The following is a 12414-nucleotide window of genomic DNA, read 5'->3' on the forward strand; positions in this document are numbered from 1 at the left end:
CGTTGATAGGCCGGGTGTGGAAGAGCGGCAACGCTTGAAGCTTACCGGTACTAATAGTTCGATCGGCTTGATCGTTCTCATTCCTTATGTCCATCAAAAGCGCTCACGCTTGAGCGGCCCTAACGGGCCCAAGCTCCGCGAGGGCGCCGGATGAACCGGCGACGCGCAGTCGCGCTTGCGGGCAATAGCCCGTAACAAAACTGCAAGCGCCAATGGCACAAATACAGCTTCTCGATTACGTGCGTTTTGCCGACCTGGTGGTTATGGCGGAGCGGCTGCACCCGATCCCATTCCGAACTCGGCCGTGAAACGCTCCAGCGCCAATGGTACTTCGTCTCAAGACGCGGGAGAGTAGGTCGCTGCCAGGTCTGCTAAATGCACGTAAGCTTCTCTTTTGATGTTTAAAGCCCCGCCAAACGGGACTTCGGGGCCGCGAAAGCGGCCTTTTCATTTGGCGAGGTGGAATTTTGGTAAGCGAAAGCTTATCTTTATATGGTTGACGCGGGATGGAGCAGCCCGGTAGCTCGTCAGGCTCATAACCTGAAGGTCGTAGGTTCAAATCCTACTCCCGCAACCAAATCAAAACGGCCCGTCGCAAGACGGGCCGTTTGTGTTTTTGGGGATGCCGCAAAAGGGCAGATCGGATTTCTATGCCCGCGGGACGAAAGCAATCCAGTTTATGCTGATCACGCTTTCAGCTGCGCCGGGGCTGGGGTTGCCGCCCTCAACCAAGCAAAAAACGAGGGCTAAAGGCCTTCCACGATGCGTTGAAGCGCGAGCTGACCCGGATCGGCAAGGCCGATGCTCCTGTCGGCGAACATGCGCGCGCGACCGAGTTTGTTCGGCTGGGTCTTGAAGGTCTCAACGGTCTCGCGTGCCGCTTCGACCGCCTTGTCGATCATCGTGTCGTAAGTCACGCCGTCGGTCGCCCTGGCAATCGCATCGAGGCTGTCGAGCACGGTCTTGTCGCCGAGCGCGCCCTTGCCACGTGCCATCATGGCGTCGCGTGCAGCAGCGACCAGGGCCGGTATTTCTCCGGGCTCTATCTTTGTCCTGCCTTTGGTCGCCTTGGCTGCGGCCATGAAGCCGGTTGCCACCAGCGTGCCGTAGGATGACGAGGAAACGCGCTGGAACGCCTTGGCGACCTCAAGCAGCGCCAGGCCAAAATCTTCTGGCAACGCGGCATTCGCGGCTTCGGCAAAACCTTCCGAAACGGTGATGCCGAGGTCGCCATCGCCAAGCGCGCCATCGGCTGCACAGAGTTCGGCCGATGCGGCAGCAGCTGCTGTTGAAACGCGTTGCAGAGCCGAGCTCAGCATCTTGGTGTCTATCATCGCGAATTCCTCCCTAAGCGGCTCGTAGCTGGCTGGTGCCAGGGAAATTCGGGCAAGCGGCAGCGGTTTTGCGTATAAACAAAGGTCGGGGCGTTTCCAAAAGCGAAAATGCTCTACACGCGCCAGAAGGCGCAGTCAGCCGGCGCCCTGAGCAGGCGTTCGAGCTCCTCGTCCAGCTTGATGATGGTGATCGTGGCGCCCGTCATCTCCATCGAAGTGGCGTAGCGGCCGACCAGCGGCATAACGATCTCGACACCGAGTGCATCAAGACGCTTCCTGGCGTGGCGATAGAGGATATAGAGCTCTTCCGCAGGTGTCGCACCGAGCGAGTTCACGAGGATCGAAATTCGATCTCCAGGAGCAAGCGGCTGGTCGTAGACCAGGCGTTCGATCATCTCGTCGGCAATGGTATCAGCGGGCCTGATCGCGGCACGCCAGATGCCAGGTTCGCCATGGATACCCATTCCCATTTCCATTTCGCCGTCGCCGATCTCGAAGGTCGGCCTGCCAACCTGCGGAATGGTGCAGGGTGTCAACGCCATGCCGATCGAACGACAGGCATCGGCGGCCTTCTGCGCGACACGGGTGACCTCATCGAGGTCCGCGCCGGTCTCTGCGTATGCGCCAGCCACCTTGAATGCATAGATCATGCCGGCGACGCCCCGACGCTTGGCCGCCTCGTCCTTCGGCGCGGAGACAACATCGTCGGCCAGAACCACGGTGGTCGAGCGGATGTCGTGCTCCAGCTCCACCGTTTCGCCGGCCATATCGAAATTCATCACGTCGCCGCCATAGTTGCCATAGAGGCGGAGTACCCCGGCACCACCATCGGCCAACCGGATGGCTTCGGCCATCTGCTCGGCCGAAGGGCTGGCGAAGACGTTGCCGATCGCACACGCATCGAGCAGGCCCTTGCCGACATAGCCGGTAAAGACCGGCAGATGACCGGAGCCGCCGCCGGTGACGATGCCAACCTTGCCTGTTGTCGTTCCGCCCGCGCGGGCGATCACCCGGCGGGCGGGCTGCGCATAATATTCCGGATGGGCCGCCACCAGACCTTCCAGCATTTCATCGACGTAGTCGGCGGGATTGTTGAGGATTTTCTTCATCGCTGTTTCCTTCGGGATCATGCGCTGAGGGACCGCGAGATGCGCTCGCGATGGCGGGACAGGCGTTCGATGACGATCGGCAGGCCGGTGCCGACAATGATCAGGCCACCGATGACGACCTTCTGCCAGTAGGACGGGACGCCGGCCATCAGCAGCGTGGTGTTGATCATGGTGATGACGAAGACGCCGAGCAGGGTGCCTGTCACCGTGCCGTAACCACCGGTGATACGGGCGCCGCCGAGCACCACGGCAGCGATCACGTTGAGTTCCATGCCGACGAGATCGAAGGGATTGGCCATGCGCGACAGCGTCACATGGGTCATGCCGGCCAGGCCCGCTATCGCGCCGGCAAGGACATAGATCATCATCTTGACATGCCTGACCTTGATGCCGATGCGTTCAGCCGCTTCCTCGGAGCCGCCGATCGCGTAGATCTTGCGTCCGAACAAAGTGAGGTTGATGAGGATAGCAACGACCGCTGCGACCCCGACCAGCACCAGGAACGAATAGGGCAGCGAGACCATCTGTCCGGCTGCATTCTCCATTCGAACCAGGACCTTTCGCGAGAAAGCGATGATCTCGCGCGGTACGGTTGTGATGTAGGTGGTGCCGAGGAAGGTGAGCAGCACGCCGCGGTAGAGGCTGAGCGTGCCGAGGGTCACGATAAGCGTCGGCAGGCCGAGCATGCCGATGAGCAATCCGTTGAACAGACCAAGCATGGCGCCGATCAACGCACTGAGGGCGAAGAAAGCGAAGATCGGCAGATCGACGTCCACACCGAGTACGATCTTCATCGTGGCATACATGGCGAAGGCACCGATGGCCGTGCAGGAGACATCGATGCCGCCAGATGCCAGCACCATCATCACGCCGAGCGCGAAAATGCCGGTCACCAGCGAGTTGCGCAGCAGGTCGATCAAGGTTGCGACCGAAAAGAAGGCGGGGTTGATGATGCCGAGCACCAGCGCGAAAACCAGTACCGTGATGAGCACCACGCCCTGTGGCGTTGCCAGAATCCGGGCCAGAATCCGGGAAAGAGGCTTGCTCATGCCCGGCCCTCCTTGATGACTTCGTTGTAGAGCCGATCCTCATCGACGTCGTTCGCGTCGAAACGACCGGTGATTTTCCCGCGCACCATGACCAGGATCGTATCGGACAGTGCGATCGCCTCGCTGATGTCGTCGGTCACGACCATCACGGCCGTGCCGGATCGGCTGAGCGCGACCAGCAATTCATGGATCTCGCGTTTCGAGCCGACATCGACGCCGACCGTCGGGCCGTTGAGGATCATCAGCTTCGGATTGCGCTCCATCCAGCGCGCCAGCACCACGCGCTGCTGGTTGCCACCGGATAGCGTGGCGACGGAAGGCGTCACGTCCGGGGTCTTGATGCGCAGTGCCTTGACCGCGTCACGGGCACGCTGAACCATAGCGCGTGCATCGATAAATCCCGCGCGCAGGTTCTTCTCCAGGCTCGAGACGACGATGTTGTCGCGAATGGTCTGGTTGAGGAACAGGCCTTCGGTCAGGCGATCCTCGGGAACATAAGCAATGCCGTGATCGATGGCGTCGCTTTCGCTGGCGAAAACAACCGGTCGCCCCTCGATCTCGATGCGTCCTTCATCCGCCGCCAGGGTGCCGAACAGCGTGAGCGCCAGCTCGGTACGACCCGAACCGAGCAGGCCGACGACGGAGACGATCTCGCCGGGCCTGAGGTCGATGTCGACATCGGCATACTCACCGCGCCGCCCAAGTTTCCGGATGGAAAGGAACGGTGACGCCGGCTCGGCCTGGGTTCGCGGCAAGCGCTGACTGTCGATCGAACGCCCGGTCATCGCCTCGACGAGGCTTGCGGCATCGAAGTTCTGGATTGGCCCTTCGACCACCACACGACCGTCACGCAGCACGGTGATGGTGTCGCAGATCGCGAAGACTTCCTCGATCTTGTGGCTGACGAACAGGAAGGCGACGCCTTCATCGCGCAGGGCGCCGACGATCTCCAGCAGGCGCGCAACCTCGCTGCGGGTAAGCGCCGTCGTCGGTTCGTCCATCACGATGATGCGTGCGTTGTTGGCAAGCGCGCGGGCGATCGCCACCAGCTGCTTGGAGGCGACCGGCAGCCGCTCGACCGGTGTGTCCGGGTCGATCTCGACGCGCATGCGCTTCAGCGTTTCGGCCGCAAGCGCGCGCCGCGCGCCGCGGCGATGCAATGTATCGCCAGCCGTCACGGCGGCGAGAAATCCGATGTTTTCCCAGACCGTAAGGTTCGGGAACAGGGAGAAATCCTGATAGATCACCGAAAGGCCGGCTGAGATCGCGGCCTTGGCGTCATTGCCCTGCAGCCTGCCTGCAATGGTCACCGTGCCCGCATCGGCGCTGACGACGCCCGACAGGATCTTGATCAGTGTCGATTTGCCGGAGCCGTTCTCCCCGGCGAGGCAGCGAACCTCGCCCTCCGCGAGGGAAAGGCTTACATCCGCCAGGACGCGTACCGGACCATACGCCTTGCGTATGGCCCGCATCTCAAGCATGGCCGGTTTGTCTTTTGCTTCTGGTGTCATGGGGCCTCCGCCATGACCGCCGAGCGCAAGGCCCGGCGGCAACTGGCGTCACAGGGAGCCGAGGGTCAGAACTTGTATTCGCCCATATTGTCCTTGGTCACGTCGACCCAGGCCTGGCCATAGATCACCTTGCCGTTGAGACGCACCTTGTTGTAGCCCTCGACGCCGAGATCCATGCCGTCGGTGACCTCCTTGCCCTCGATCGCCATCGCAGCGACCTTGTTCATGGCGATGCCTGCCTTGGCCGGATCCCAGAAGGAGATCATGTTGATCTCGCCGCTCTCCAGATATGGCCCGGCGACCGAGACGAGGCTGGTGCCGACGATCGAGACCTTGCCGGTCAGTCCTGCTTCCTCCACCGCGAGGGCGGCGCCGACGACGTCTTCACCGGCCGACCCCTGGATACCCTTCAGGTTCGGATAGGTGCGCAGCAATTCCTTGGTCTTCTGGTAGGCAACCTGCTGCTGCTCGGTGCTTTCGATCTTGTCGGCGACCAGCTTCATCTTGGGGTACTTGGCCTTCTGGTAGGCGATCGCGGCATCCACCCATTCGTTGTGGGTCTTGGCGCTCAGATTGCCGACGAAAACCGCGTACTCGCCTTCACCGCCCATCGCCTTGGCAAGCGCTTCCATGAGATGTTCGCCATAAGCGGCATTGTCGAAGGCTTCGACGTCGTAGGTGACGTTCTTGAGGCTCGATGCCTCGTGGCCAACGACCTTGATGCCTTGACCCAGCGCCTTGGCCAGAACCGGTTCGAGCGCCTCGGGAGAATTCGGCACCACGGTGATGGCGTCGACCTTCTTGGCAATCAGATCCTCGATCATCTGCACCTGAAGTGCGGCATCGGCCGAGGCCGGGCCGACCTGCGAGGCATTTTGCCCCGTGTCCGCGGCATACTGCTTGACGCCTTCTTCCATGCGGTTGAACCAGGCGATGCCGGAGAGCTTCACCACCGTGACGATCGTATGTTTGGCATCCTGGGCATTGGAAGCCACCATGGCTCCTCCGAGCAACACGGCGCCCAACGCCGCTCCCGTTGCCATTTTCCTGAAGTTGAAAGTCATAAGTCCTCCACCACTCTTCTTGTTTGCTCTTTGCAGCCCGCTGTTCGGGACTGTTTTCTACCTGCCGAGCCCCACCGTCAGATCCTTCGTCCTGGCGTAGAGCTCCCTGTAGGTTCGATAGCCGGATGCGTAGACAGACCGGTTTCGCGCGTCCGGCTCGATTTCGCGCTCAACCGGATTCCAGTTCTGGATATCGCCGCGCCGGACATCACCCACGGCGACGGCAGCGAGGAAGGCGTTGCCAAGGGCCGCACCGATGGTCTTGACGCATACGGCCTGCTTCCACCCGGTGACGTCGGAGATCGCCTGCGACCAGACACGGTTCTTGGTGCCGCCGCCGACCGCCGCTATGCGCTGCAGTGGCGCGCCGGCATTCCGGTACGTCTCGACAATGTCGTTGACACCGTAGGCGATACCCTCCAGCAGGCCGCGGTAGATGTCGGCGCGCCGGTGGGTGAGATCCAGGCCAAACACCATGCCCCTGGCGTGCGGATCGTGGATCGGCGTGCGCTCACCCGAGAAATAGGGAAGGACCAGAACGCCGTTTGCCCCGACCGGGGATGTCTCGGCTTCTTCCGCGAGCTGCCGCAGGGCGGATTGGGGATCAAGCTCGCGGGCAAACTGCTCCTGGAACCAGCGCGTCAGCGTGCCACTGGTCGAGGTGCCGGACATGCACGCATGCTGTCCCTCGAACAGCCATGGCGCGTACCACAGCCTCGGATCCTCGACCCGGCTGTCGGTGACGAGGATGATGAACATGGTCGAACCGTACATCATCATCATCTCGCCAGCGCCGAGAACACCGACGCTGACCGCTTCGGATGCTGCATCGATGGTTCCAGCGGTAACCGGTGTCCCGACCGCGAGACCCGTCGCCTCGGCCGCAGCCTGGCTTACCGTCCCGGCGATATCGGTCGTCCAGAGCAGGTCCGGGAGGCGCTCCGGCGCGATGATGCGCTCGGCATAACGATCACTCCATTGATGCGTGCGCACGTCATAAAGTGGACTGGAGCTGCCGGCTGAATAGTGATCGATCACGTAGCGACCGGTCAGGCGATGGATGAGAAAGGACGATGAGTTGAGGACCTTGTGGGTGCGCGCATAAAGATCGGGCCGGTTCTTCTTCAGCCACAGGATCTTCGGCCCGACCGACTGAGAGGTGAGTGAATTGCCTCCCGACCGGATCAGCTCTTCAAGACCGATCTCGTTCGTGAGTTCCTCGATCTCGACTGTCGCGCGCGTATCGACACCGTAGAGCACGGCGTTCATCAGCGGTTCGCCGTCGGCATCCACCGGCAGCATGCATGGGCCGATGCCGCTGGTTCCGACCGAGCGGATATCGGCGGGCGCAACGCCGCTCGTTGCGATCAACTCCTTGCTGATCGAGCAGAATTCGAGCCACCAGTCGCGCATCGCGTCGTGCTCGGCCCAACCCGGACGCGGCACGAGCATCTTGTGCGGCCGCGTCGCGGTCGCGGCGATGACACCGTGACCGTCGACGAGGACGCCCTTGGACTCGTAAGTCCCGATATCGATACCAAGATAGTACGGCATCAGGTGTAGAGATCGCGATCGAGGCTGAACTTGGAATCGATCCGGCGGATACCGGCGACAAGCAGCCTGGTCAGCCCTTCGAGATCGCGCAGGTCGCACATTTCGAGCGCCGTATGGGTGTAGCGGCAAGGGAAGCAGAGATCGATGCAGGCGACCCCTTCGCCGACCAGTTGCACATAGGACGAGTCAGTCAGGGCGCCGGTGTGCGCCGTGCGCTGCAGGTTGATGTCCTCGGCTGTCGCCGTTTCGTCGAAAAGACGCGGCAGTGCCGGATGCGGGATCGTTCCGTTCAGCGTGCCGCGGCCGTGGAAGGAATAGAGAGCCATGGCAGGCCCCGCGCCAAGTTCGACCTCGCCGCGATGCGCCATGTCGGGGGTGTCGGAGTTGAGTGCGAGATCGAGCTGGATTGCAATGTCGGGCTTGATCGCCTGGGCCGCGACCATCGCGCCGCGCAGGTTGAATTCCTCCAGGACGGCGAAGACGAAATGGACGGTCGGCCTGACGTCGCTTTTGGCAAGCTGCCGTGCGACCTCCACGACAACGGCACAGCCGGCACGGTCGTCGACGGAGGTTCCGATCAGCCGGTTTTCGTTGAGGTGGATGACGCGCGGATCATAAACCACGGGCGTGCCGATCTCGATACCCAGAGCGCGCACCGCTTCGGCATCCTGCGCGCCGACATCGATGAAGAGGTCGGCATAAGGCGTGACCTTGTACTTCTCCTCGGCCGGCGTGGCATGATGACTCTTGTTGGCGATGACGCCATGTACGTCCTTGCCCTCGCCAACGCAGAAGAGAACCGCCTGCGCCGGCAAGGCCTTTTCCGGAATGCCGCCGAGCCGCTCGATGCGGACCAGGCCGTTGGCTTCAATCTTGCGCACGATGAAGCCGAGCTGGTCGATGTGAGCGAACAGCATCACCGAGGGTGCTGCTTCATCGCCTTCCAGCGTGGCGATCAGGTTACCGAGTTTGTCCGTGCGCAGTTTCAGCGGCAGGTCGGCAAGCTCGCGGGCGATCAGGCGGCGCACGCGATCCTCATGGCCCGACAGGCCAGGAGTGAGCATCAGGGATTCGAGCAGGGAGCGGAGACGCGCCTTCATGAGGGCTTGGCCTTTCGTTGGAACAGCGTGGCAAAACCGACCGATCCGGCAACCGCGCGCAGTGACATGACGGCCACCAGAAGGCCGCCGAAGAACAGGTCGCGCGAGAACGCGCTGAAGGAGAGGCTGTTCAGCCCGCTCGAAATGAACTGCAGGCTGATCACCGCCAGCACGACGCCGGCGACGGTGCCGAAACCGCCCGCAGGGCTGACGCCGGCGAGGATGTTGATGAGGATCACCAGCAGGAGATAGGACGAGCCGTAGTCGGCATTGGCCGAGTTCACGCGCGCTAGCACGACAAGTCCGGCAAGCGCTGCAATGAAACCGGTGATGGCATAGATGCGGATCAGCAGTCCGCGTTCACGGATGCCGGCGAACCTGGCGGCAACCGGATTGGCACCGAAGAGCCGCAGCCTGAGGCCAACCGGAGTTCGTTTCAGCAATACGGAGAGCGCCAGGGCGACGAGGGCGAAGAGCAGCAGTGGCAAGGGCAGGAGGCCGCCAATCGACCAGTTGCCGAAAGCCGTGTACCAATCGGGCAAACCGGTGATCGCCGGCCTGCGAGTGATTGCAATGCCGAAGCCGGCAAAAAGCTGCATCGTGCCAAGGGTCGCAAGGATCGGTGGCAGCCGCAGGTAGGCGATCAGAAAGCCGTTGAAGGCGCCGCATGCCGTTCCCACGGCGAGTGCCGCAGGGACGGCGAGCCAGGCCAGTTCAGGCGCGGCTTTCATGATGACGGCGGCTGTGATGGCGGCAAGGTTCGCGGTGGCCACCACAGAGAGGTCGATGCCGCCTGATACCATCGTCGGCAGCACCGCCAGCGCCAGCAGTCCGAACTCGGGAAACTGGAAGCCCATCGAGTTCAGATTGGTTGCGGTCAGGAAGCTCGGGGAGGTCACGGCCAGCACGACGAAGATCAGCACTGTCAGAACAGCGAGGCTCTTCAGGTAACTGTTCGTCGTGTCTTGTCTGGCGTTCATGTTTCCTCCCACTCGCGCGCCGATCTCAGTGGCTGATCTCAGTGACCCCGCGCGGTCTTCACGATGCGCATGAACTCCTTGGCCCGCTCCGGATCGACAGCCTTCCAGGTGTCGCCGTCGATCTTCAGCGAAGAACCGACGATGCAGCCGTCCGCGATCCTGAGGATGTCGGCGACGGTGTTGTGGCGCACCCCGGTATTGGCGAGCACGGGCGTGGTCGACAGGACCGCCTTTACCGATTCCAGTGCGTTCATTTCCGCCGCCTCGCCAGTGATGGCTCCGGAGACGAGAACGGCGTCGGGGATGGAAGAGAAGACCGCCGAGCGCGCGCGATCGGCGAGCGCGCGGCGGTCAAGGGAGTCGGCGAATTCAGCCGACACGTTATAGAGCATCACCAGATCGGCGCGGTTCAGCCTGTTGCGGTAACGCATCGCGGCGCCGGCGTTCGGCTCCCACGGGCCCATGTCGGATGCGTAGGTGCCGGTGAAGATTTCACGGACGAAGGACGCACCGGTGGCTGCCGCAAGCGCGACCGTGCTGGTCGGATCCCACAGCACGTTGACGCCGAACGGCTTTTCGATTTCGGAGCGCAACTGGCCGATGACATAGGCCATGGTCGCGGTCGAGGCGACGTCGACCTTGAGCTCGTAAGGGCGGTCATTCTCATTGCCGAACATGACGGCATCGACATCCGCAGCCTGGAGTGCCTTGAGGTCGCGACGCGCCGCTTCCACGATGCCGTCGATACCCGCCTCGGCGTCGTAGAGCGGTGTGCCAGGCAGCGGGTTCAGGTGCACCATGGCGATGATCGGTTTCTTGCCGCCGAACAGCGCGTTGAATTTGCTCATTTCTGGTATTGCCTTTCTAAGTTGCGGGTGACGAGACGTCACACCGTCTGGATGGCGCCAAACCGGCCGCGATAGGGAGCAAGCAGCGGTTCGGCGTCGGTATCGGTGATGAACAGGTCGACGGCTTCCAGCGGGCACACCGCCGTGAAGCTACTCGTATTGAGCTTGCTGTGGTCGGCGACCAGGACCGTGCGCGTCGCCTGGGCGATCGCAATGCGCTTCGTCTGCGCCTCGTCCTGAGTGGAATTCGTGATGCCGGTCTCATCGATGGCGTCTGCTGCGAGGAAGAACGTGTCGGCACGGATGTCTTTCAGGGCGTCGGCGACCCAGGCACCGACAATGCTGAAGTAGCCGTTGCGGACACGACCGCCGACCAGATGCACTTCGGTGTCGCCACTCGCTGCCGCTTCCGCCACTTTCAGGTCCATGGTCACGATCGTCAGCGGACGTCCCGCCAAAGCCCGTGCAACGGCCAGCGCGGTGGTGCCGGAATCAAGGATGACCACTTTCTTGTTCTCGACCGTGGCAGCGGCCGCAACGCCGATGCGTTGCTTGAGATTTTGATGGACGCGAAGCTTCTCGAGGAAAAGCGGTTCGGTGATGCTTTCGCCGACGCCACGCGCCACGACGCCGCCATGCGTGCGGGCAACCAGGCCTGCCTGCTCCAGCACCGACAAGTCGCGACGAATGGTGGCGAGCGAAATGCCAAGGCGGGATGCCAGCTCGGTGGTGCCCACGCGCTTCAATTCAACGATGAGGTCCAGCATCTGCTGATGCCGCTCGTGCGGAAACCGCGTTCGAGAGCTTTCCATGTTGTCCTCCTGTTGTGATTGATAGTGATCGTTTTGGATGAGTCAAGCATTGACGATCAAAATTGTTGTTGCGCGATTTTTCGTTCGCGCACGTTGGCGCGTCGTGAAGCGCTCACTCTTGCGAAGGAGAGGGCTGACGGACTTCATCGTCGAGAGGCGTCGACATGGCTGGGAGAGTCTTCCGATCGCGGGCGCGTATCAGGAGGCGGGATAGTCGAAAATCGCCTACGCTCCAGATCCTAGAATGCGGTTCGAAATCGAACGCGAGACGGCCCTCTCTGCACGGCAAGGCGCAGAAAGGGCCGTCTTCGAACTCAGGATGAATAACTCTGTGTCGAGCGGATTGGATCCGTTAGGCAATCAGTCGTGCGTCTCGCCATCATACTGGGTGGCTTGCATGGAAGGGCGCTGCAGAAACTCTCTGAACCATTTCGACAGCCGCGGCCTTCCCGTTTCGAAGTCGGGCAGGTTGCGGAAGGCCAGCCAGTCGAGCGCAGTGGCCACAGCGATGTGGCCGACATGCAGCCGCTCATCCAACTCAGTCGCCTGCTCGAGATAATCGTAGGATTCGATGAGCTTCGTCTTCATCCCTTCGGCAAGGGCGGGATAACGGAGGTGTTCCGGACGGCGCGAGGTGTCCCAGCGCAAACCGATGCCGGCTTCGCACATGCCTTGCGCGACCGCCTGCATGCGCAGGGCCGCCCGGCGCCGAGCACCGGCAGGCGGTATCAATGCAGCGTGCCTGTTGAGCGTTTCGAGATAGTCGCAGATCACGATGGAATCGAAGATCGCCTCGCCGTCAGCAAGAACGAGAACCGGCACCTTGCCCAGGGGATTGACCGCGAAGACCTGGTCGTTGCGATTGGTTGGGCTGGTTTCGTGGTGAATGACACATAGCTGCGCAGCAAGTCCCGCTTCATGCGCGAAGACCAGAACCTTGCGCGCATATGGGGAGTGGGTCTGATAAAGAAGGTCCATTGTCGATCCAGTCTGACGGTTACGCACATGGCACGGATGCACGTTTCACCGTTCGCCAACGGAGACGTTGCATGA

At 62.0% G+C, this 12414-nt stretch carries 11 protein-coding genes, 1 tRNA gene and 2 rRNA genes; 3 read left to right on the forward strand and 11 right to left on the reverse strand.

The window, feature by feature from the left end; translation table 11 throughout:
- From ACFWYE_RS20705 to ACFWYE_RS20715, 3 genes are all read left to right on the forward strand, one after another.
- Nucleotides 1–75: ribosomal RNA gene (locus ACFWYE_RS20705) — 23S ribosomal RNA — on the forward strand; the annotation flags it as partial.
- Nucleotides 76–253: 178 nt separating this feature from the next.
- Nucleotides 254–368 (forward strand): 5S ribosomal RNA (gene rrf / locus ACFWYE_RS20710).
- A 132-nt stretch (nt 369–500) separates the two neighbouring features.
- Nucleotides 501–577: transfer RNA gene (locus ACFWYE_RS20715), tRNA-Met, on the forward strand.
- A 169-nt stretch (nt 578–746) separates the two neighbouring features.
- On the opposite strand, the gene ACFWYE_RS20720 is transcribed toward ACFWYE_RS20715, so the two are convergent.
- The 11 genes from ACFWYE_RS20720 to ACFWYE_RS20770 all read right to left on the reverse strand — a co-directional run bounded on the left by ACFWYE_RS20720 (nt 747) and on the right by ACFWYE_RS20770 (nt 12339).
- A complete protein-coding gene (locus tag ACFWYE_RS20720; protein ID WP_379113963.1) occupies nt 747–1334 on the reverse strand; it encodes a dihydroxyacetone kinase subunit L in 588 nt (195 codons plus the stop codon).
- A 113-nt stretch (nt 1335–1447) separates the two neighbouring features.
- A complete protein-coding gene (locus ACFWYE_RS20725) occupies nt 1448–2443 on the reverse strand; it encodes a dihydroxyacetone kinase subunit DhaK (RefSeq protein ID WP_379113965.1) in 996 nt (331 codons plus the stop codon).
- A 17-nt stretch (nt 2444–2460) separates the two neighbouring features.
- On the reverse strand, nt 2461–3492 hold the full coding sequence (locus ACFWYE_RS20730) for an ABC transporter permease (protein WP_379113967.1): 1032 nt from the start codon (nt 3490–3492) through the stop codon (nt 2461–2463).
- Nucleotides 3489–5003 (reverse strand): sugar ABC transporter ATP-binding protein, encoded by a 1515-nt coding sequence (locus ACFWYE_RS20735; RefSeq protein WP_379113969.1) that lies wholly within the window; start codon nt 5001–5003, stop codon nt 3489–3491. The genes ACFWYE_RS20730 and ACFWYE_RS20735 overlap by 4 nt, the downstream gene beginning before the upstream one ends.
- A gap of 65 nt (nt 5004–5068) precedes the next feature.
- Nucleotides 5069–6067 (reverse strand): autoinducer 2 ABC transporter substrate-binding protein, encoded by a 999-nt coding sequence (locus tag ACFWYE_RS20740; RefSeq protein ID WP_379066402.1) that lies wholly within the window; start codon nt 6065–6067, stop codon nt 5069–5071.
- Nucleotides 6068–6124: 57 nt separating this feature from the next.
- Nucleotides 6125–7621, reverse strand: a complete 1497-nt coding sequence (locus tag ACFWYE_RS20745; RefSeq protein ID WP_379113971.1) for an FGGY-family carbohydrate kinase — start codon at nt 7619–7621, stop codon at nt 6125–6127.
- Complete coding sequence (locus ACFWYE_RS20750; protein WP_379066406.1) at nt 7621–8721, reverse strand: M42 family metallopeptidase; 1101 nt, start codon at nt 8719–8721, stop codon at nt 7621–7623. Before ACFWYE_RS20750 ends, ACFWYE_RS20745 begins: the two co-directional genes overlap by 1 nt.
- The gene (locus tag ACFWYE_RS20755; RefSeq protein WP_379113973.1) at nt 8718–9701 is read right to left on the reverse strand and encodes an ABC transporter permease; all 984 of its coding nucleotides are present in this window, start codon (nt 9699–9701) and stop codon (nt 8718–8720) included. Before ACFWYE_RS20755 ends, ACFWYE_RS20750 begins: the two co-directional genes overlap by 4 nt.
- 38 nt (nt 9702–9739) lie before the next feature.
- On the reverse strand, nt 9740–10549 hold the full coding sequence (locus ACFWYE_RS20760; protein WP_379066410.1) for a BtpA/SgcQ family protein: 810 nt from the start codon (nt 10547–10549) through the stop codon (nt 9740–9742).
- A 38-nt stretch (nt 10550–10587) separates the two neighbouring features.
- Entirely contained in the window at nt 10588–11361 is a 774-nt protein-coding gene (locus ACFWYE_RS20765) for a DeoR/GlpR family DNA-binding transcription regulator (protein ID WP_379113975.1), read from the reverse strand.
- A 360-nt stretch (nt 11362–11721) separates the two neighbouring features.
- On the reverse strand, nt 11722–12339 hold the full coding sequence (locus ACFWYE_RS20770) for a glutathione S-transferase family protein (protein WP_379113977.1): 618 nt from the start codon (nt 12337–12339) through the stop codon (nt 11722–11724).
- Nucleotides 12340–12414: the final 75 nt, after the last annotated feature.

Origin of the sequence: Mesorhizobium sp. NPDC059025, assembly GCF_042739655.1 — a bacterium.
Lineage (GTDB): Bacteria > Pseudomonadota > Alphaproteobacteria > Rhizobiales > Rhizobiaceae > Mesorhizobium.

Bases quoted from the DNA above. Each gene is read 5' to 3' on its own strand.
- ACFWYE_RS20720 (WP_379113963.1), bottom strand. From the start codon at position 1,334: ATGATAGACACCAAGATGCTGAGCTCGGCTCTGCAACGCGTTTCAACA.
- ACFWYE_RS20725 (WP_379113965.1), bottom strand. From the start codon at position 2,443: ATGAAGAAAATCCTCAACAATCCCGCCGACTACGTCGATGAAATGCTG.
- ACFWYE_RS20730 (WP_379113967.1), bottom strand. From the start codon at position 3,492: ATGAGCAAGCCTCTTTCCCGGATTCTGGCCCGGATTCTGGCAACGCCA.
- ACFWYE_RS20735 (WP_379113969.1), bottom strand. From the start codon at position 5,003: ATGACACCAGAAGCAAAAGACAAACCGGCCATGCTTGAGATGCGGGCC.
- ACFWYE_RS20740 (WP_379066402.1), bottom strand. From the start codon at position 6,067: ATGACTTTCAACTTCAGGAAAATGGCAACGGGAGCGGCGTTGGGCGCC.
- ACFWYE_RS20745 (WP_379113971.1), bottom strand. From the start codon at position 7,621: ATGCCGTACTATCTTGGTATCGATATCGGGACTTACGAGTCCAAGGGC.
- ACFWYE_RS20750 (WP_379066406.1), bottom strand. From the start codon at position 8,721: ATGAAGGCGCGTCTCCGCTCCCTGCTCGAATCCCTGATGCTCACTCCT.
- ACFWYE_RS20755 (WP_379113973.1), bottom strand. From the start codon at position 9,701: ATGAACGCCAGACAAGACACGACGAACAGTTACCTGAAGAGCCTCGCT.
- ACFWYE_RS20760 (WP_379066410.1), bottom strand. From the start codon at position 10,549: ATGAGCAAATTCAACGCGCTGTTCGGCGGCAAGAAACCGATCATCGCC.
- ACFWYE_RS20765 (WP_379113975.1), bottom strand. From the start codon at position 11,361: ATGGAAAGCTCTCGAACGCGGTTTCCGCACGAGCGGCATCAGCAGATG.
- ACFWYE_RS20770 (WP_379113977.1), bottom strand. From the start codon at position 12,339: ATGGACCTTCTTTATCAGACCCACTCCCCATATGCGCGCAAGGTTCTG.